Source organism: Brevundimonas sp. FV1ye28 (genome assembly GCF_058681135.1).
The window spans coordinates 1576159-1596038 of sequence record NZ_CM178731.1 but is presented as its reverse complement, the minus strand read 5'-3'; the positions used below and the strand labels follow the sequence as shown (position 1 = coordinate 1596038).

At 67.7% G+C, this 19880-nt stretch carries 15 protein-coding genes; 8 read left to right on the top strand and 7 right to left on the bottom strand.

From position 1 onward, the window contains the following. The first annotated feature begins 134 nt into the window (after window positions 1-134). From ACW171_RS07910 to ACW171_RS07880, 7 genes are all read left to right on the top strand, one after another. Entirely contained in the window at window positions 135-1208 is a 1074-nt protein-coding gene (locus ACW171_RS07910) for a fasciclin domain-containing protein (protein WP_492096528.1), read from the top strand. Between the two features lie 77 nt (window positions 1209-1285). Continuing rightward, window positions 1286-2179: a glycine--tRNA ligase subunit alpha gene (locus ACW171_RS07905; protein WP_492096527.1), complete on the top strand. Its 894-nt coding sequence runs from the start codon at window positions 1286-1288 to the stop codon at window positions 2177-2179. Continuing rightward, the gene (gene glyS, locus ACW171_RS07900; RefSeq protein WP_492096526.1) at window positions 2179-4398 is read left to right on the top strand and encodes a glycine--tRNA ligase subunit beta; all 2220 of its coding nucleotides are present in this window, start codon (window positions 2179-2181) and stop codon (window positions 4396-4398) included. The genes ACW171_RS07905 and glyS overlap by 1 nt, the downstream gene beginning before the upstream one ends. 246 nt (window positions 4399-4644) lie before the next feature. Further along, window positions 4645-6723, top strand: coding sequence for a catalase (locus ACW171_RS07895; protein ID WP_492096525.1), 2079 nt, complete (start codon window positions 4645-4647; stop codon window positions 6721-6723). A gap of 162 nt (window positions 6724-6885) precedes the next feature. Beyond that, on the top strand, window positions 6886-9576 hold the full coding sequence (gene ppdK, locus ACW171_RS07890; RefSeq protein ID WP_492096524.1) for a pyruvate, phosphate dikinase: 2691 nt from the start codon (window positions 6886-6888) through the stop codon (window positions 9574-9576). A 197-nt stretch (window positions 9577-9773) separates the two neighbouring features. After that, window positions 9774-10658 (top strand): 2-dehydropantoate 2-reductase, encoded by an 885-nt coding sequence (locus tag ACW171_RS07885; protein WP_492096523.1) that lies wholly within the window; start codon window positions 9774-9776, stop codon window positions 10656-10658. A gap of 163 nt (window positions 10659-10821) precedes the next feature. After that, a complete protein-coding gene (locus tag ACW171_RS07880; RefSeq protein ID WP_492096522.1) occupies window positions 10822-11349 on the top strand; it encodes a porin family protein in 528 nt (175 codons plus the stop codon). Window positions 11350-11397: 48 nt separating this feature from the next. Here the strand turns inward: ACW171_RS07880 and ACW171_RS07875 are convergent, their stop codons facing one another. The 7 genes from ACW171_RS07875 to ACW171_RS07845 all read right to left on the bottom strand — a co-directional run bounded on the left by ACW171_RS07875 (window position 11398) and on the right by ACW171_RS07845 (window position 18142). Continuing rightward, window positions 11398-11658 (bottom strand): hypothetical protein, encoded by a 261-nt coding sequence (locus tag ACW171_RS07875; RefSeq protein ID WP_492096521.1) that lies wholly within the window; start codon window positions 11656-11658, stop codon window positions 11398-11400. Window positions 11659-11760: 102 nt separating this feature from the next. Further along, window positions 11761-12909, bottom strand: coding sequence for a beta-ketoacyl-ACP synthase III (locus tag ACW171_RS07870; protein ID WP_492096520.1), 1149 nt, complete (start codon window positions 12907-12909; stop codon window positions 11761-11763). A gap of 190 nt (window positions 12910-13099) precedes the next feature. Next, on the bottom strand, window positions 13100-15118 hold the full coding sequence (locus tag ACW171_RS07865; RefSeq protein WP_492096519.1) for a capsule polysaccharide biogenesis protein: 2019 nt from the start codon (window positions 15116-15118) through the stop codon (window positions 13100-13102). Between the two features lie 92 nt (window positions 15119-15210). Continuing rightward, window positions 15211-16044: an HpcH/HpaI aldolase/citrate lyase family protein gene (locus tag ACW171_RS07860; protein ID WP_492096518.1), complete on the bottom strand. Its 834-nt coding sequence runs from the start codon at window positions 16042-16044 to the stop codon at window positions 15211-15213. Between the two features lies 1 nt (window position 16045). Further along, window positions 16046-16723, bottom strand: a complete 678-nt coding sequence (locus tag ACW171_RS07855; protein ID WP_492096517.1) for an SDR family NAD(P)-dependent oxidoreductase — start codon at window positions 16721-16723, stop codon at window positions 16046-16048. Further along, window positions 16720-17637 (bottom strand): ROK family protein, encoded by a 918-nt coding sequence (locus ACW171_RS07850; RefSeq protein WP_492096516.1) that lies wholly within the window; start codon window positions 17635-17637, stop codon window positions 16720-16722. The genes ACW171_RS07855 and ACW171_RS07850 overlap by 4 nt, the downstream gene beginning before the upstream one ends. A 10-nt stretch (window positions 17638-17647) precedes the next feature. After that, window positions 17648-18142, bottom strand: coding sequence for a GAF domain-containing protein (locus ACW171_RS07845; protein ID WP_492096515.1), 495 nt, complete (start codon window positions 18140-18142; stop codon window positions 17648-17650). Window positions 18143-18404: 262 nt separating this feature from the next. Here ACW171_RS07845 and ACW171_RS07840 point away from each other — a divergent pair, with 262 nt between their 5' ends. Further along, a complete protein-coding gene (locus ACW171_RS07840) occupies window positions 18405-19877 on the top strand; it encodes a tetratricopeptide repeat protein (protein ID WP_492096514.1) in 1473 nt (490 codons plus the stop codon). The last annotated feature ends 3 nt before the right edge of the window (window positions 19878-19880 follow it).

The following is a 19880-nucleotide window of genomic DNA, read 5'->3' as shown; positions in this document are numbered from 1 at the left end:
CTTGTCCCGATTGATAACGTCACGATGTGGAACCTGTCCGTTGCGAAAGCCTTTCACTGGCTTCGTAACACTGAGTAACAGGCCGCGATCCTATCCTCCCCGCGGGTCTGTCCAGCATTGAAAAGGATACTGTCATGCTTCGCACGCGTCTTCTGACTGCAACCGCCGCCGTGGCCCTGTTCGCCGCCGGCTCAGCCTTCGCCCAGACCGCCCCCGCCTCGCCTGCGGCGCCGTCCACGACCCCGCCGATCACCGCGCCGGAACCAATGGAAACGCCTGTCGCAGCGCCGACCCAGAACACCTCGGCTACGGCCGCTTCGGGCGCAACCGCTGCGGCGACCCAGAACACGGTCGTCGATGTGCTGCGCGCCAATGGCCAGTTCACGACCCTTCTGGGCGCTCTGGACGCCGCCCAGCTGACAGACACCCTAAAGTCCCAGCCGGCGATCTCGATCTTCGCCCCGACTGACGCGGCCTTCGCGGCCCTGCCTGAGGCGGACCGCACCCGTCTGCTTGATCCGGCCAACGTCAATGAGCTGCGCCAGGTCCTGCTCTACCACGTGGTCGTGGCCGACGTTCAGTCGAGCCAGATCGAGGGCGCCAAGGGCGGCGTCCAGACCGCCGCCACGACCGAAGTCCAGCTTGACGGCACCGGCGACGCGATCAAGGTCGACAACGCCACCGTCACCACGGCCGATATCGACGCCGGCAACGGCTCGATCTTCATCATCGACCGCGTCCTGAATCCGGCCGACTCTATGGTGGCCACCGGCGACGCCGAGGAAGCCGCTCCGGCTGCGACGGAAACGCCTGCCGCGAGCCCGCCGGCCGACGACACCGTCGAGGCGCCTCCGCCTGCCGATGACGCCATGACCACTGACGACTCGGCCACCGCCGACACCATGGACGCCGACAGCGCCACCGACGAGGGCGCCGTCGCACCGCCGCCGACCACCCCGGCCGCTCCCGCCACGACCACGACGACGGCTCCGACCGCCCCTGTGACCGCCCCGACGATGGCGTCACCCAACGCTTCGACGACGACCACCCGTCCGGCGACCGGCGTCAACGCTCCGAACGGCCAGCCGGCCGCGACGACCACGACCGTCGCCTCGCCGACCGTCCCCAACCCGACCGATGGTCAGGTCGATGACGAGGACGCCGACGAAGCCCCGACCCCGGCTCCCACGCCGACCCCGCAGGCCTAATCCGCCAGCGACGTGTTGAGTTGGAAGGCGGCAGACCCTAGGGTCCGCCGCCTTTCTCTTTGCCCAAAAGACTCCCCGTGGCCGCACCGACCAAACCGCTCGCCTTCCAGGACCTGATCCTGACCCTGCAAAGATACTGGGGCGAGCGCGGCTGCGCGCTGCTGCAGCCCTATGACGAGCAGGTCGGGGCCGGCACGCTCCACCCCGCCACGGTGCTCCGCGCCTTGGGGACCAAGCCGTGGAAGGCCGCCTACGTCCAGCCCAGCCGCCGTCCCGGCGACGGCCGCTATGGCGAGAACCCCAACCGTCTCCAGCACTACTACCAGTTTCAGGTCATCCTAAAGCCGAACCCGGCCGACCTTCAGGAGCTCTATCTCGGGTCGCTGCGCGCCATCGGCATCGATCCCAAACTTCACGACATCCGCTTCGTCGAGGACGACTGGGAGAACCCCACGGTCGGCGCCTGGGGGTTGGGCTGGGAGGTCTGGTGCGACGGCATGGAGGTGACCCAGTTCACCTATTTCCAGGGCGTCGGCGGCATCGAATGCGACGTCGTCTCGGGCGAGCTGACCTACGGCCTCGAGCGCCTGGCCATGTACGTCCAGGGCGTGGACAACGTCTATGACCTCAAGTTCAACGAGGACGGCCTGACCTATGGCGAAGTCTTCCTGGAGAACGAACGCCAGCAGTCGGAAGCCAACTTCCACGGCTACGATGTCGAGGGCCTGAAGCGCCGCTTCGAGGACATGGAGGCGGAATCGAGCCGCCTGCTGGCCATGACCGGCCCGCAAGGCCAGCAGCTGGTCCTGCCCGCCTACGACCAGGTGCTGAAAGCCTCACACCTGTTCAACCTGATGGACGCCCGCGGCGCCATCGCCGTCGCCGAACGCCAGAGCTACATCGGCCGCATCCGCGACCTGTGTAAGGCCTGCGCCCTCGCTTACGTCGAACAAGAGCGGAAAACCGCCTGATGCCCCAACTCCTCGTCGAACTCTTCTCCGAAGAGATCCCCGCCCGCATGCAGTCGGGCGCCGCGCGCGATCTCGAACGCATGGCGACCGAACGGCTGAAGGCTGCCGGCCTGACCTGGGACGCGCTGACCACCTACGCCGGTCCGCGCCGCCTGACGCTGGTCATCGAGGGCCTGCCGATCGCGACGCCCGACCGCTCCGAAGAGCTAAAGGGCCCGCGCGCCAATGCCCCGGAACAGGCGCTGGAAGGCTTCCTGCGCAAGACCGGCCTCACCCGCGACCAGCTGACCGAGCGCGACGGCGTCCTGTTCGCCGTCATCGATCAGAAGGGCGTCGAGACCACCGCCGTCGTCGCCGAGACGGTCGAACACGTCATCCGGAACTTCCCCTGGCCCAAGTCGATGCGCTGGGCCGACGCGACCCTGCGCTGGGTGCGCCCGCTGAAGCGGATCGTCTGCCTGTTCGACGGCGCGGTCGTGCCGTTCGCCATCGCCGACGGCTCGCCGGGCGGCGGAAGCATCGTCAGCGGCGACACGACCGAGGGCCACCGTTTCCTCGGCTCCGGCCAGCCGTTCGCGGTCAAGGACTTCGCCGACTATCGCGCCAAGCTCGAACAGCATTTCGTCCTGCTCGACGTCGCCGACCGCAAGCTGAAAATCCTCGAGGCCGCCCGCGCCGCCTGCCTTGCGCGCAGTCTGGAGATGGTCGACGACGACGGCCTGCTGGACGAGGTCGCGGGCCTGGCCGAATGGCCGACGCCGATCCTGGGCGACATGGACCCGCAGTTCCTCGACCTGCCGCCCGAGGTGGTGCGCCTGTCGATGAAGGTGCACCAGAAATACTTCGCCGTCCGCGACCCCGCGACCGGCAAGCTGGCCCCCAACTTCCTGGTCGTCGCCAATGTCGAGGCCTCCGACGGCGGCGTGGCCCTGGCCGCCGGCAACAGCCGCGTCCTGTCCGCCCGCCTGAACGACGCCCGCTTCTTCTGGGACGAAGACAAGAAGGTCGGCTTCGACGCCTGGCTGTCGAAACTCTCCGGCGTCACCTTCCACGCCAAGCTGGGCAGCCTGGCCGAGCGCGTCGAGCGCATCGCCGCCCTGGCCCGCGAGATCGCCCCCCTGGTCGGCGCCGACCCGGATCAGGCCTTCAACGCTGCGCGTCTGTCGAAGGCCGATCTGGCCAGTGGCATGGTGAGTGAGTTCCCTGAACTTCAGGGCATCATGGGCGGCTATTATGCGCGTCTTCTTCCTTCTCCCCTCGGGGGAGAAGGTGGCCCGTCAGGGTCGGATGAGGGGGCTGCGTCCGCGCCCGCAATGACTGCCGCCGAGTCCGCTGAAACGCCCCCTCATCCGGGCCTTCGACCCACCTTCTCCCCCGAGGGGAGAAGGGATCGGATCGCCGACGCCATCCGCGACCACTACAAGCCGCAGGGTCCCGCGGACTCGGTCCCGACCGCGCCCCTGACCGTCGCCGTCGCCCTGGCCGACAAGCTCGACACCCTCGTCGGCTTCTTCGCCATCGACGAGAAGCCCACGGGTTCGAAGGACCCGTTCGCGCTGAGGCGGGCGGCGCTGGGAGTGATCCGGTTGGTGCTGGATAACCAGATCCGCGGCCGTCTCCGCGATCTCACCGAAAATCACATTAAGCTGTTCGCTCGACGCTTTGGTGAGAGCAGCATTGGCAAAGCCGCTGAAGACATTGATCTGCTGTTGTTCTTCGCCGACCGCCTGAAGGTCCTCCTCCGCGACCAGGGCAAGCGCCACGACCTCGTGGACGCCGTCTTCGCGCTCGGCGACGACGACCTCGTGCGCATCGTCCGCCGCGTGGAGGCGCTCGACGCCTTCCTCGCCACCGACGACGGCGCCAACCTGCTGGCCGGCTACAAGCGCGCCTCCAACATCCTCAAGGCCGAGGAGAAGAAGGGCGCCGTCCCGACCGGCATGGTCCAGACGGGCCTGCCGAACCAGCCCGAGGCGGAAACCAAGCTCGCCTTCGCCACCGAGGCCGCCCGCACCGCCGTCGACAAGGCCCTCGACGCCGAGGACTTCGCCGCCGCCATGACGGCGCTGGCCGCCCTGCGCGCCCCGGTGGACGCCTTCTTCACCGATGTGATGGTCAACTCCGACGTCCCCGCCGAACGCGACAACCGGCTGAAGCTGCTGGGCCAGGTCCGCGCCGTCATGGGTAAGGTCGCCGACTTCGGACAGGTGGCGGGGTAGCCTCCCTCTCCCGGTGGGAGAGGGCTTGAGCGCACACGAGCGGAGCGAGTGTTCTCGCGCGAATGGGTGAGGGCCGTGCGCCTCCGGTGAGGCCCGCCCCTCATCCGTCCCCTTCGCGGCCACCTTCTCCCACCGGGAGAAGGAACGTGAGTCATCCAGCCGACACAATAAACCTAGCCACGGCCAAGCTGAGACCTTGAGCATACCCGCGCGTTCCGACCGCAACCCGCAGTCAGGACGCTCCCCATGCCCACCGCCAAGATCCCCACCATCCCCGGCAACGCCGGGGAGACCCATCAGACCGCTTCGACGCCGGAAACCCGGCTGACGACCAACCACGGCGTCCCGGTCAGCGACAACCAGAACACCCTCTCGGCCGGCCCGCGCGGGCCGCACCTGCTCGAAGACTTCGTCCTGCGCGAGAAGATCCAGCACTTCGACCATGAGCGGATCCCCGAGCGGATCGTCCACGCGCGCGGCTCGGCCGCCCACGGCGTGTTCGAACTGACCGAGAGCCTGGCCGACTACACCACCGCCAAGATTCTGACCGAGGTCGGGAAACAGACCGAGCTCTTCACCCGCTTCTCGACTGTCGCGGGCGGCGCGGGCTCGGTCGACACGCCGCGCGACGTGCGCGGCTTCGCGGTCAAGATGTACACGACCGAAGGCAACTGGGACCTCGTCGGCAACAACATCCCGGTCTTCTTCATCCAGGACGCCATCAAATTCCCCGACCTGATCCACTCCGTGAAGATGGAGGCCGATCGGGGCTATCCGCAGGCGGCGTCGGCGCACGACACCTTCTGGGACTTCATCGGCCTGATGCCCGAGAGCACCCACATGATCATGTGGGCGATGAGCGACCGGGCCATCCCTCGCTCCTACCGGATGATCGAGGGCTTCGGCGTCCACACCTTCCGCCTGATCAATGCGGCGGGCGAGGCGACCCTGGTCAAATTCCACTGGCGGCCGCGTTTGGGCACGCAATCGACCTGCTGGGACGAGGCGGTCAAGATCGCCGGCGCCGACCCCGACTTCCACCGCCGCGACCTGTTCGAGGCCATCGACGCGGGCGACTTCCCCGAGTGGGACCTGGCGGTGCAACTGCTGACGCAAGAACAGGCCGACGCCCTGCCGTTCGACGTGCTGGATTCGACCAAGCTGATCCCGGAGGAACTGTATCCGCTGCGCGTCATCGGCAAGATGACCCTGAACCGCAACCCGGACAACTTCTTCGCCGAGACCGAACAGGTGGCCTTCCTGCCCACCAACATTCCGCCCGGCATCGACTTCTCGGAGGACCCCCTGCTGCAGGGGCGGCTGTTCTCCTACCAGGACACCCAGCTGTCGCGCCTGGGCACGGTCAACTTCCACCAGATCCCGATCAATCAGGCCAAGGGCTGCCCGTTCCAGAACATGCAGCGCGACGGCCAGATGCAGATGCAGGTCCCCAAGGGCCGCGCCAACTATGAACCCAACAGCCTGTCCCAGGCCGGTGAGGACGGCGGCCCGCGCGAGGATCCCAAGGGCGGCTTCCGCTCGTTCGAACAGCCGGTCGAGGGGACCAAGGTCCGCATCCGCGCCGAAACCTTCGCCGACCACTATTCGCAGGCGCGGCTGTTCTTCCAGAGCCAGACCGAGCCGGAACAGGCCCATCTCGCCAGCGCCCTGGTGTTCGAGCTTTCGAAAGTGACCATGGATCACGTCCGCGATCGCGTTCTGGGGAATCTCCAGAACGTCGACGCGACCCTGGCTCAGCGCGTCGCCGACGGCCTGAACGTCAAACTGCCCGCCGCCAATCCGGCCGCGAGCGAACCTTTCGACATGGACGCCTCGCCCGCCCTGCGGATCGTCGGCAAATATCCCGACACGCTTAAGGGTCGCGCGGTCGGCATCCTGGTCACCGACGGGGCGGATGGCGCGATCGTCGACGCCGTCAAGGCGGCGGCCGAAGGGCAGGGCGCGACGGTCAAGATCGTCGCTCCGAAGATCGGCGGCGTGAAGCTCAAGGGCGGCAAGACGCTGAAGGCCGATGGTCAGCTGGCCGGGACCCCTTCCGTGGTCTTCGACGCGGTGGCCCTGGTCGTGTCCGAGGCCGGGTGCGCCGAACTGCTGAAGGAGAGCGCGGCGGTCGATTTCGCGGCCTTCGCCTTCGCCCACCTGAAGGCCATCGGCTTCACCGCAGAGGCCCAACCGCTGCTCGACAAGGCCAATGTCGAAGCGGACGACGGCGTCGTCGATCTGGCCGATGGCGTCGACGCCTGGCTGGCGCCGGCCGCCACGCGCCAGTGGGCCCGAGAGCCCAACGTCCGCATGCTGGCCTGATACTTCGGGTCCGGCGCCTCTCTCCCAGAGGCGCCGGAACCGAAACATGCCATCACCCTTTGTTACAGCCCGGCCTCGCCTTCGCGTTCGCAGCATTGTAGTCAGGTCGGCACGAGAGCGGGGACAACCCGCCGAACTCGACACGGCTTCAGGGGACTATCGATGACGAACTGGGTGTACGGCTTCGGCGGCGGGTCCGCCGACGGCGAAGCGTCGATGAAGAATCATCTCGGCGGCAAGGGTGCGAACCTGGCCGAGATGGCCAGGCTGGGCCTGCCCGTGCCGCCCGGCTTCACGATCACGACCGAGGCCTGCGTCCATTATTTTTCGAACGGGAACACCTATCCCGCTGACCTCGCCGAACAGGTCGCGACCGGTCTGAAGACCGTCGAATCGATCGTCGGCAAGACCTTCGGCGACGCCTCCAACCCTCTGCTGGTCTCTGTCCGCTCGGGCGCCCGCGCCTCCATGCCGGGCATGATGGACACGGTCCTGAACCTCGGCCTCAACGACGAGACGGTCGAAGGCCTCGCCAAACTCAGCGGTGACCGCCGCTTCGCCTTCGACTCCTACCGCCGCTTCATCACCATGTATTCCAACGTGGTTCTCGGCCTAAGCCACGACGACTTCGAGGAGGTCCTCGACGACCACAAGGACCGTCTGGGCGTCACCGTCGATACCGACCTGAAGGCCGAGGACTGGGAAAAGGTCGTCGCCGAGTACAAGGCCGTGGTCGAGCGGGAGCTGGGCAAACCCTTCCCCCAGGATCCCCGCGAACAGCTGTGGGGCGCGGTCTCGGCCGTCTTCGCCAGCTGGATGAACGACCGCGCGAAATTCTATCGCCGCATGCACGACATCCCCGAAAGCTGGGGCACCGCCGTGAACATCCAGTCGATGGTCTTCGGCAACATGGGCGAGACCTCGGCCACCGGCGTCGCCTTCACCCGCAACCCCTCGACCGGCGAGGCCCGCCTGTACGGCGAGTTCCTGATCAACGCCCAAGGGGAAGACGTCGTCGCCGGCATCCGCACGCCCCAGTCCCTGACCATCGCCGGCCGCGAGGAGATGGGCGAGACCGCCCCCTCGATGGAAGAGGCCATGCCCGAGGTCTTCGCCCAGTTCGTCGACGTCGTCGGCAAGCTGGAGACCCACTACCGCGACATGCAGGACATCGAGTTCACGGTCGAACAGGGCCGGCTCTGGATGCTCCAGACCCGCAACGGCAAGCGCACCGCCAAGTCCGCGCTGAAGGTCGCCGTCGACCTGGCCGCCGAGGGCGTGATCACCCAGGAAGAGGCCATCAGCCGCGTCGAGCCTTCGGCTCTGGACCAGCTGCTGCACCCGACGCTCGACCCCAACGCGGTCCGCCACGTCGTGGCCGCCGGCCTGCCGGCCAGCCCCGGCGCCGCCACCGGCAAGATCTGTTTCGACGCCGACGAGGCTGAGCGGCTGAACCAGTTGGGCGACGCCGTCATCCTGGTGCGCGAGGAGACCTCGCCGGAGGACATCCACGGCATGCACGCGGCGCGCGGCATCGTCACGGCGCGGGGCGGCATGACCAGCCATGCCGCCGTTGTGGCACGCGGCATGGGCCGTCCCTGCGTCTCCGGTGCCGGCGAAATCCATATCGACGAGCAGGCCCAGACCTTCTCGGCGCGCGGCCGTACCTTTAAGGCCGGCGAGATCATCACGATCGACGGCTCCAAGGGCGAGGTCCTCGACGGCGCCGTCGCCATGATCGAGCCGGAGCTGACCGGCGACTTCCAGACCCTGATGGCCTGGGCCGACAAGGTGCGTCGCCTGAAGGTTCGCGCCAACGCCGAGACCCCGCTGGACGCCAAGACCGCGCGTGGCTTCGGCGCCGAGGGCATCGGCCTGTGCCGCACCGAGCATATGTTCTTCGACGAGGCCCGCATCGCCGCCGTGCGTGAGATGATCCTGGCCGACGACGAGGCCGGCCGCCGCACGGCCCTGGCCAAGATCGAGCCGTTCCAGAAGTCGGACTTCGTCGAGCTGTTCACCATCATGGCCGGCCTGCCGGTCACGGTCCGCCTGCTCGACCCGCCCCTGCACGAGTTCATCCCGCACTCCGACGAGGACATCGACGCCCTGGCGGCGACCAGCGGCATCGACGCCGCCAAGCTGAAGCGCCGGGCCCGCGAACTGCACGAGACCAACCCGATGCTCGGCCACCGCGGCTGCCGCCTCGGCGTCGCCTATCCCGAGATCTACGAGATGCAGGTTCGGGCCATCCTCGAGGCCGCGCTGGAGGTCAAGAAGACTGCCGCCGAGGCCCCCATCCCCGAGATCATGCACCCGCTGGTCGCGCTCGGTCTGGAAATGAAATACCTGCGCGAGCTGACCGACCGCACTGCCCGCGACGTCTTCGCCAAGGCCGGCGACAGCGTCGAGTACCTGGTCGGCACCATGATTGAACTGCCCCGCGCCGCCCTGCGCGCCGGCGACCTGGCCCAGCACGCCGAGTTCTTCTCCTTCGGCACCAACGACCTGACCCAGACCACATTCGGCATCAGCCGCGACGACTCTGGCCGCTTCCTCCAGGCCTATATGGACAAGGGCATCTTCGAGACCGATCCCTTCGTCCGTCTGGACCAGGAAGGCGTCGGCGACCTGATCCGCATCGCCGCCGAGCGGGGCGGGGCCGTCCGCCCCGACATCAAGATGGGCATCTGCGGCGAACACGGCGGCGACCCCGCCTCGATCGCCTTCTGCGAGGAGGTGGGCCTGGCCTACGTCAGTTGCAGCCCCTACCGCGTGCCGATCGCCCGTCTGGCGGCGGCCCAGGCCTCGCTGGTGCATCAGGGCGGCGAGGCCCGCGAAAAGGACCGATAGACTCTTCCTTCTCCCCCTTGCGGGAGAAGGTGGCCGAGCGCAGCGAGGTCGTATGAGGGGTCACGCCGTTACTGGAGATCAAGGTTGCCAAATCCCCGCCCGGACGCCCGCGTGACCCCTCATCCGTCAGCCTTCGCCTGCCACCCCTCCTCGGATCGCTTGCGCTCCTTCGTCGACCCGCAAGGGGAGAAGGGGCGGTGACCCCACGCTCCATCGCCGTCGTCGGCCCCGGCGCCATTGGCGGCACGGTCGCGGCCTGGCTGTCTCAAAGTTCGCGCGTCGCCTCCGTGACACTCTGCGCCCGCACCCCGCTGGACCGGCTGATGGTCGAAGCCCCCGACGGCCGGGTGATCGAGGCGAGCCCCCGCGTCGTCACCGACCCGTCGGATATCACCGCCCCCGTCGACTGGGTCCTGGTCGCCACCAAGGCCTATGACGTCGCCGCCGCCTCGGCCTGGCTCGCGCCCCTGGTGGGCCCCGACACCCTCGTCGCCGTGCTCCAGAACGGCGTCGAACACGTCGAGCGGTTCGCCGCCTTCGTCGCCCCCGAGCGCATCGTCCCGGTCGTCGTCGACATCCCCGCCGAACGCGACGCGCCCGGCCGCATCCGCCATCGCCGCGACGGCACCGTCACCATGCCGTCGGGCGAAGCCGGCGCCGCCTTCGCCGCCCTGTTCGCCGACAGCGTCATCGAGGCCTCGACCACCGACGACTTCACGACCGTCGCCTGGACCAAACTCAGCCTCAACTGCGTCGGGGCGGTCAACGCCCTGACCCGCCTGCCGTCCGGCGTGGTGCGGGAGGACGGGATCGAGGATCTGATGCGGGCGATGGTGCGTGAATGCGTTCTGGTCGGCCGCGCCGTCGGCGCGTCGCTGGGCGACGAGGTCCCCGACTGGGTCGTCGAACGCACCCGCGCCTCGGCCCCGGATTCGGTCAACTCCCTGCTCGGCGACCGTCTGGCGGGGCGGCCGATGGAGTGGGACGCCCGCAACGGGGTCATCGCCCGCCTGGGGGCCAGGCATGGCATCGACACGCCTCTCAACGCCATGGCCGCAACCCTGTTATCTGTTGTGGAGTAAATGTGGCAGCTTCGCGGTTCTATAACGACGTCTGTGCTTCGGCACGCACAGTCGCTGTTATGTAATTATCGGACTATGGAACGGCGGACGCGGATACTTACTTGAGCACTCGCTGGATGGGGCCGAGGCGCTTTTGCCTCGCATCTAGGAGTTATAAGAAACAATGCGTAACATTCTTCTCGCGACCGCCGCTCTTTCTCTGATGGCCGTTCCTGCCATGGCTCAGACCGTTTCGAACCCGCAGTGGTACGGCACGGCCGGCTACACGGCGTTCGACACCGACAACGGCGACCTGGGCGCGGTCACCGGCCGCCTCGGCGCCCGACTGTCGCCGAACTTCGCCGTTGAAGGCGAAGGCTCGTTCGGCGTCCGCGACGACGACTTCTCGATCGCCGGCGTGAACGGCAAGGTCGAACACGAGTATGACGCCGCCATCTACGGCGTGGGCATCGTGCCGGTGTCGCCGAACTTCGAACTGTTCGGCCGCCTCGGCTACGGCACCACCAAGATCAAGGCCGAAGCCGGCCCTGTGTCCGTCGAGGCCGATGGCGAGAGCTTCAACTATGGCCTGGGCGCCAACTACTTCATCGACGCCCAGAACGGCATCCGCGCCGACTGGACCCGCCGCGACTTCCGCGACGACGCCGGCGAAGCCGACACCTATGGCCTCAGCTACGTGCGTCGCTTCTAGGGTTTAGAAAGAGATGAAGCCCCGTCCGCATCGCGGGCGGGGCGCTCGTCACGCGGGTTCCGCGATCAGCGCCCAGCGTTTGGACCCGTCACCGAACGGCCGGGTGAACCATTCGGAGAACTCTTCGAACGCCTGGACGACGGCCTGACGCAGATCCTGCGTCACCGGTTCGCCGCGCGTGCGTTTCAACGCTGCGACACAGTCGATGACCGTGTCCTGATGCGCCGAACCGCCAAGCGATTTCAGCACCATCGCGACGTCTCGCGCGAGGGCTTCGAGGAATTTGGGCTTTGCGGGCGTCTGGTTCAATCCGGACTCTCCGTGGCATCGGTGTCTTGGATGCCACAGTCCTCACAGACTCGTGCGCCGGGTGCAAGCTAAGCCGGTGTTCTACGGGTCATCAGTTTGTGATCAGGCCCGCTTGCGCACGAAAACCGTTCCCGCCGAATAGCCCGCGCCAAAGCTGCAGATCAGCCCTGTCTGGCCCGCCTCGAACCCGTCCTGGTTCAGGTGGAAGGCGATGATCGATCCGGCCGAGGAGGTGTTGGCGTACTCGTCCAGGATGATGACGTTCTCTTCCGGCTCAGGGTCGCGACCCAGAACCTTGCGGCCGATCATCTGGTTCATGTTGATGTTGGCCTGGTGCAGCCACATCCGCTTCAGGCCGGTCGGCTCGATGCCCAGTTCGCCCGCGTGATCGACGATCATGTCGGACACCAGAGGCACCACGTCCTTGAAGACCTTGCGGCCCTGTTGGATGAACAGTTTGTCGTCCTGTTGGCCCGCCGCGCGTTCGGTCGGCCCTGAGCCCGTCTCCTCGGCCCAGCGGTTCAGGAAACCGAAATTATTGCGGATGTTGTTGGAAAAGACCGTCTTCAGCCGTGTTCCCAGAACATCCCAACCGCCTGGGGCAGCGGTGTCCGAGCTCTCCACGATCACGGCGGTGCAGACGTCGCCGAAGATGAAGTGGCTGTCCCGGTCGGTGAAGTTCAGGTGGGCAGAACAGACCTCGGGGTTGACCATCAGTACGGCCTTGACCGAGCCCGAGGCGATGAAGTCCGCGGCCGTCTTGATGCCGAAGGTGGCCGAACTGCACGCCACGTTCATGTCGAAGCCGAAACCGTCGATGCCCAGCGCCTGCTGGATTTCGACCGCCAGTGCCGGGTAGGGGCGGGGCATGTTGGACGCGGCGCACAGGACAGCGCCGATCTCAGACACCGGCTTGCCCCAGGCCTCGATCGCCTGACGCGCCGCCTTCACGGCCATCTCGGCCATGGTCGACAGTTCGTCGTTCGACCGTTCCGGGATGCGGGGGGCCATCCGTTTCGGATCGAGGATGCCCGCCTTGTCGAGCACGAACCGGCTCTTGATACCGGACGCTTTCTCGATGAACTCGACGGAGGAGGGCGTCAGGGCCGCGACATCGCCCTCTGCGATCTGCAGGGCATGGTCCTTGTTCCACTGGTCGGCCCAGGCGTTGTAGGCCTCGACCAGTTCGGCGTTGGAGATCGACTGTTCGGGGGTGAACAGGCCGGTGGCGGCGATGACGGCGTGGGTCACGGGTGGTGCGTTTCCTGTTTCCATCCCCCGTGCACCCCGGCGAAGGCCGGGGTCCAGATCACAGGCTCTGTCGGTGGGATCAACATCGGAAATGCTGATCCCGAAACCGGGAAGGCCATCTGGACCGCGGCCTTCGCCGGGGTGCACGGTGAGAAGGGGGCCAATGTAGATTGGGCCTCTGCTTGCGTCTTCAATAGGCCGGTGGCGGGCGACGGTCGAGACTGGCCGTCAGACCCTTCCACCAACGCGCGATCTGGTTCGACGGCGCGGCCGGGGGCGGATCATTTCTGGCGGCGATCAGGGCGCTGACAAGATCTTCCGCCTCGCAGGGCCAGCCCTCGGGCGTGACATAGATCGGATATTCGATCAGGGCGGCGGCCACGATGGCGTCGAGGCTGGCTCGCCGCGTCCGACGCTCATAGCGCATCCGGTCCTGCGTCAGCCCCCAGCCGCCGTAGAAGGGCCGGCCATAGACCGCGACCGCCTTGCCGCGCAGCAGGGCCTCGAAGCCCGACAGGGACGTCAGGGTGGCCAGCACGTCGCAGGCCTCCAGACAGTCGATGATGTCGTAATCGTCGGCCGTCGCATCGACCGCCTCGATCGCCGAGGCGTCCAGCATGCCCGGCCGGTTGCCGCTCATCACATCCGGGTGGTTGCGATAGATCAGGAAGGCATCCGGAAAATCCGCCCGAGCCGCCGCGACGAGGCCCGAGTTGGTGCGGATGTCGCCGCAGCCCTTCAGGATGGATTTGTCGTTCTCCACCTGACCGACCACCAGCACCTTGCGGCGATCCGCCGGCCAATCCGGCCGGACCGTGCTGCCGGCCAGATTGTATTTCGACAGCCCTGCCTCGACGACGCGGGTCCTCAGGGCGGCGGCGCGCGCCAGCATCTCCGGCGACTGCCCGCCGCCTTCGATCAGACTCTCCAGCCGCGAAGGTCCGGTCGGGTCGTAATAGACGCCCTGGTCGTCCAGGGCGACGCTGAGAGCCCCGAAGAAGTCCGAGCCCAGGCCGCGCGAGCGGATGAAGCCGTCCTCCATCCGCACCACGGGCGCCGAGGTCGTGGTGGCGACGTCTGCGATCTCGGGCGTCTCCTTGCCGGCCCAGTAGATCATCCGGCCGCCGAGGCCCTCGGCCTTGGCCGCCGCCCGGCTGGCCGAAGCGAAATATTTCATCGTCGTGCGCGGGCCGTTCAGCAGACGCCGGATCGGCGGGCGTTTCGCGGGCGAGAAGCCGACCCCGGCCCAGTAACCCCCCAACCGCTCGGCCCGGTCGCGCAGCGAGATCAGCCGCTCCACGGCCACCTCTGCCTCGCAGCGCTGGCCCGTAACCGGATCGACATAGCGGGGATAGGCGATCAGGGCGGCGGCGGCGAGGGTCTCCAGATCGCGCGACACAGCGCGGCGACCCGTTTGAACCTCGTCCTGCGTCAGGCCCCAGCCGGAATAGAAGGGTGCGCCGAAACAACGAACCGGCAACCGACGCAGCAAGGCCTCGAATCCCAGCGCCGAGGTCACGCACCAGACCTCGGTCATTTCGGCCAGCAGATCCGCCGGGCGCACATCGTCGTCGAGAAGAGTGACGCACGACAGGTCCGCATCGGCGATGCAACCCTTCTTCTTGCCCGCCGCGACGGCCGGGTGGCGTTTGACGATCAGTTGGGCGTCGGGGTGCTCGGTCTTGGCCGTCCGCACCATCCGGGCGAAGCTCTCCGGACCCGCCAGACCGTTGCCGATCGAGGCGTCGCCCGCCGTCTGATCGACCAGCAGGATACGCTTGCCAGGCTTCAGGATCGACCGATCCAGCGGCCCGCCCATATTGGTCTTCGACAGGCCCGCTCCGACGACCCTGTCGATCAGGGCGCCGGCCCTTCGCCGGAACGCGTCGTCGCACCAGTCCGGAGCGGTCTCGATCAGCCGCTCCAGCCGCGAGGGCCGGGTGGCGTCATAATAGACCCCGATGTCGTCGACGATCAGACTCAATGAGGCCGCGCCCGTCTCGCCCAGGCCGATCGACCTCAGGAACCCGTCCTCCAGCGCCAGATAGGGCAGGTTCCGGCGTTTTGCCCGCGCCCGGCCGACCTTGGAGGTGTCTTTCAGGCCCCAGCCGATGACGGCGTCGACGGCCGCGAACGGGCTGGCTTTCAGGTCCAGTTCGGGCAGGAAGGTTCGCAGAAACGGGGTCTCCAGGATCCCCGGAGAACACACCCATGCGCGCCGGGGCTGTTCGCCGCGCGCGTCAGTGCTGAGAGGGACAGGGTGTTGCAACCGTTACGCTTTCGCCGAGCTCGGCTATCGCCTTATCGGCTTCGTTCCGCGCGCGCCAGCAGGGCTTGGGCTCGCGCGAGATGAAGTCGTTCGACCATGGCGCCGGCGACGCGGATCGCGCCCAGCCCCTCCGCCTCCGGTGCCGCGAAGGCGGCGACGATGCCCTGCGCCTGCGCGATCTCTTCCGGCGTCGGGGAAAAGGCCGCGTGAGCCGTCTCGATCTGGTTCGGATGGATCAGGCTCTTGCCGTCGAAGCCATAGAGCCGCCCTTGCGCGCATTCCGCGGCCAGCCCCTCGGGATCGCTCAGCCCATTGAAGACACCGTCGATCGCCGCCAGTCCATGCGCCCGCGCCGCAGCCACCGTGGCCGCCAGCCAGGGTTTCAGAGGTTCGCGATCTTTCGACGAGCCGGTCCCCAGCGCTGCAGCCAGATCGTTGACCCCCAGCATCAATGCCTTAAGCGACCCTCCCGCCCCGGCGATGGCGTTCAGATGCATCAGGGCCAGCGGCGTTTCTATCATGGCGCAAAGCCGAACGGCCTCGTCCATCCGCGGATCATAGGCGTCGACCAGCCCCGGCTCCTCGACCTTGGGCGCGACGATCCAGTCCAGCGGCAAGCCTGCCAGCGCCCCTAGATCCGCCTCGCCCCAGTCCGTGCCCAGGGCGTTGATCCGCACTCCGACCGCGCCCTTGAACCCGCCGGCCTTGAGCGCCTCGACCGCCGCCGCCCGCGCCTCGACCTTCATCTCCGGCGCGACCGCGTCCTCCAGATCCAGCACAGCTAGGTCGCAGTCCAGCCCCCGCGCCTTTTCGATGGCGCGCGCGTTCGAGGCGGGCAGGAACAGGAGACTGCGCGGACGATCCATCTCAGACCCTGCCGGTGACGGGCAGCAGGGCCCCGGTGATCGCCCGCGCTTCCGGCGAGGCGAGGAACAGCATGACCTCGGCCAGATCCGACGGCCGGACCCATTTCGATGGATCGGCGTCGGGCATGTCCTTGCGGTTCTGGTCTGTATCCAGGATCGAAGGCAGGACGGCGTTCACGGTGACCGAGGTCTCCTTCAACTCCTCCGCCAGCGCCTCTGTCAGTCGGTGCACCGCCGACTTGGACGCGCCGTAGGGTCCCATGCCGGCCGCCGCCTTCAGCGCGCCGTTGGCCCCGACATTGACGATCCGTCCCTCGGTCGACGCCTTCAGATGGGGCAGGGCCGCGCGCGAGGCGTTCAGCGCGGTGGTCAGGTTCAGCGCGAACATCCCGTCCCACGCGGGTCTGGCGTCATCCGTCGTCTGCCAGACGAAGCCGCCCGCGATGTTCAGCAAGGCGTCGATACTGCCGAACCTCTCGACGACCTTCGCGATGGCAACCTCGGCTGCACCCGCGTCCGTCAGATCCACCCCGCCGATTTCCAGCGTACCGCCGGGGGCAGTCTCGCCCGTCGCGTGATCGATCAGGGCGACGTTTAAACCTCGGGACAACGCCGCCTCGACGACGGCCTTGCCCAGGACGCCATGGCCGCCGGTGACGACGATCGTGCGGTTGCTCATGCGGTCTCTCCTTGAATTTCGTCCAGCGCCCACAGCCGCGCCGCGCCCCTGACGCCGGACGCATCGCCCCAGACCGCCGGCGCGATCCGGCCTTCCCAGCGATCGGAGAAGGCATGGCGTTCCACGACGGGTGGCAATCGCTCGTACAGCTCGGTCACGTTCGACATTCCGCCGCCCAGCACGAAGACGTCCGGATCGACCAGATTGGCCGTCATGGCGATCGCTCGCCCAAGCCGGTCGATGTAACGGTCCAGGCTCTCGACCGCAGCCGCCTCACCCGCCCGGGCCGCCGCCACGATCCCCGGCGCGTCCAAGGCCTGACCGGTCCGCTCCAGATGATCGCGTTGCAGGCCCGATCCCGACACCCAGTTTTCCAGGCATCCGTTCAGTCCGCACCAGCATTTCGGCCCCGGCGCCTCGTCCGCGCTTGGCCAGGGCAGGCTGATGTGGCCGATCTCTGCAGCGACCCCGCCGACGCCCTCTACCAGCTTGCCGTCCACGACCAGTCCGCCGCCGCAGCCCGTGCCGATGATGATGGCGAAGGCGGCTTTCGCGCCCGCCGCCGCCCCGTCGGTCGCCTCCGACAGAGCCAGACAGTTGGCGTCGTTGGCGAGCCTGACCCGCCGTCCCAGTCGGGCCTCCAGATCGTCGCCGAACCGCCGCCCGTTCAGATAGGTGGAGTTGGCGTTCCGCATCAGCCCGGTGCGCGGCGACTGCGACCCCGGCGTGCCCATGCCGATCGTGCCCCGGCGCCCCGTCTCGGCCTCGATGAAGCCGACCAGGTCCGCGACGGCTTCGATCGCAGGCGCATAGGCGCCGGGATTGGGCACGCGCTTCCTGGCCAGGACGGCGCCGTCGGCATCCAGCCCGACCGCCTCGATCTTTGTCCCGCCGAAGTCGATCCCGATACGCATGGCGGCAGGCTTAGCGGGCGAACACCTTGCCCAGCAACCGCTCCAGCGCCTCGCCGTCCACCGTATCGAACGCGGCCTTGCGCGTGGCGTCCACGTCGAACACGGCGATCAGGGCGCCAGAGCCGTCCACCACCGGCACCACGATCTCGCTCTCGGACCGGCCGTCACAGGCGATGTGGCCGGGGAAGGCGTGCACATCCTCCACGATCTGGGTCGTCTTCGTCTCCGCCGCCGTCCCGCAGACACCGCGTCCAAAGGCGATTCGCAGACAGCCCAGCGTCCCTTGATACGGCCCGACCACCAGTTCGCGGTCCTTGGACGGATCGACGACATAGAAGCCGGTCCAGAAATAATCCTCAAAGGCATCGGCCAGCATCGAAGACACCGTGGCCATCCGCGCCGTGACGTTGGGTTCGCCGTCCAGAACGGCCAGAATCTCGGCCTCGACCTCGGCGTAGCGGGCGGCCTTTTCGGCGGGACGGTCGTCGCGGGCGACGTAGGACATGGCGGCTCCGGCGTTTCGTTCGGCGAGCGCGGCATATAGGCCGCAGGGTCCCAAAGTGCGAGGCCGGCCACGCCCTTCAACCGTAAACCGCTGTTTTCTGTGGACTAAGCTTGACCGCGCCAAATTCCGGTCTTCCTGCGGCAACGCTTTGTCGCAAAACATCGTTAACCAAGATCGGAAGTTCTCTGGACCAAACCGCTGGTTTGGGAAATGGTTAACGACAGGCCGCCGCAAGGAGAGCCTGGGAAACGGGGTGAGGGGAATGCGCGACAGCGACGCCAGGGATGACGACCGCGCGCGCAGCTCCCGTCTGCGGGGGCCGATCGCCGCCGTTGCGGTGATCGCCGCACTGGCGCTGACAGCCGGCGCGGTCTCGAGCTGCAGTGATCAGGGTGTGACCTTCTGGCGAAAGGGCGACAGCGCCGCCGCCAACGCCTGTCCGCGTCCGCAGTCCGTCACGGGCTCGGAGTTCAACGCTCAGGAGGCGGGCCTTCGCCAGCTGCGTCGTGCGGCCTTCCGGGGCGACTTTTTCGCTCAGCTCGAGCTCGGCACCCGCTACGCCGCCCTTCGCGCGACCGACAAGAATATCGAAGACCCGATCGAGAGCGCGGCCTGGACCGGCCTCGCCCTGGCCAACGACGAAGGCTACGCGCCGATCAACCGGGCCGATCGCGGCGGCCTGTTCGGCGGCCTGCGCAACGTCTCGCGTTACGACGACTGTCGCGCCTGGGAGCGCCACGTCGCCTATCGCCGCCTCGACGACCAGCTGTCGCGCATGACGATGGAGGAGCAGTCCGAGGTCCGGAACCGGATCATCTACGTCCTCTCGACCCAGGACGCCGAGGGCTTCCGCGCCCTGGCCCGCCTGCACGACGCCCTCTACGGCCCGTTCGGCGAACCCCAGGACAACGCCCAGGCGCGCGAGGCCTGGGGCCGAAACGCGGGCGGCCAGCCCGACCGTCGCCGCGCAGGCTACTACGCGGCCGTCAGCCTGTTCCCCAGGAACGACGTCGACGCCTACCTCTACAACTACCTCGCGGTTCAGACCGGGGACGTCGGGGCCTACGTCCTGCTCAAGGATTTCGAGCGCTCCTCGCCCGGTCGATCGCGCTACGGCGCCTTCGTCGAGGCCAAGGCCCGCCAGTGGGTGCCGCCCTACGAATTCTATCCGAATGAGGCCCCGGCCTCCGGCGTGCCGTTCTCGGACGAGAGCCGCCCGCGCGGCGACGCCTATGAATATGCGTTGGGCCGGATGACCGAACTGCCCTTCGTCCACGTGGGCCGCGCCCTGCGTTATCTCGGCGTGACGGAGGACGTGAAGAACGCTCCCAACGACCTCTCGGCCCGTCAGATCCAGACGCTGGAGGCCATGCTCGGCCACAACATGGAATCGCGGCTGTCCTATCTGGAGATGGTCCGCGCGATCCAGCTGGCGGCGGTCAACGGCTCTTCGGAGGCCCAACTGGTCTTGGCGGTCATGTATTCCGAGGGCATCGGTGTCCCCGCCGACTACGCCCGCGCCTTCCACTGGTATTCGCAGGCCGACAAGCAGGGAAGCCCTGAGGCCAAGTTCGCCATCTCGACCTATTTCGCCCTCGGCGTCGCCGGGGTCGCGGATCAGGACAAGGCGGAGGCCGTCGCCGCCCGCATCGATTCGGCGCTGGCCGGCTTCGGCCCCTCCGCCTCTCGCCTGCAGGCGGTCCTCGCCCAGGTTTCCCGTTCGCAGCGCCGCTAAGGA

Bases quoted from the DNA above. Each gene is read 5' to 3' on its own strand.
- ACW171_RS07910 (WP_492096528.1), top strand. From the start codon at position 135: ATGCTTCGCACGCGTCTTCTGACTGCAACCGCCGCCGTGGCCCTGTTC.
- glyS (WP_492096526.1), top strand. From the start codon at position 2,179: ATGCCCCAACTCCTCGTCGAACTCTTCTCCGAAGAGATCCCCGCCCGC.
- ACW171_RS07850 (WP_492096516.1), bottom strand. From the start codon at position 17,637: ATGCGTATCGGGATCGACTTCGGCGGGACAAAGATCGAGGCGGTCGGG.
- ACW171_RS07855 (WP_492096517.1), bottom strand. From the start codon at position 16,723: ATGAGCAACCGCACGATCGTCGTCACCGGCGGCCATGGCGTCCTGGGC.
- ACW171_RS07845 (WP_492096515.1), bottom strand. From the start codon at position 18,142: ATGTCCTACGTCGCCCGCGACGACCGTCCCGCCGAAAAGGCCGCCCGC.
- ACW171_RS07895 (WP_492096525.1), top strand. From the start codon at position 4,645: ATGCCCACCGCCAAGATCCCCACCATCCCCGGCAACGCCGGGGAGACC.
- ACW171_RS07860 (WP_492096518.1), bottom strand. From the start codon at position 16,044: ATGGATCGTCCGCGCAGTCTCCTGTTCCTGCCCGCCTCGAACGCGCGC.
- ppdK (WP_492096524.1), top strand. From the start codon at position 6,886: ATGACGAACTGGGTGTACGGCTTCGGCGGCGGGTCCGCCGACGGCGAA.
- ACW171_RS07880 (WP_492096522.1), top strand. From the start codon at position 10,822: ATGCGTAACATTCTTCTCGCGACCGCCGCTCTTTCTCTGATGGCCGTT.
- ACW171_RS07840 (WP_492096514.1), top strand. From the start codon at position 18,405: ATGCGCGACAGCGACGCCAGGGATGACGACCGCGCGCGCAGCTCCCGT.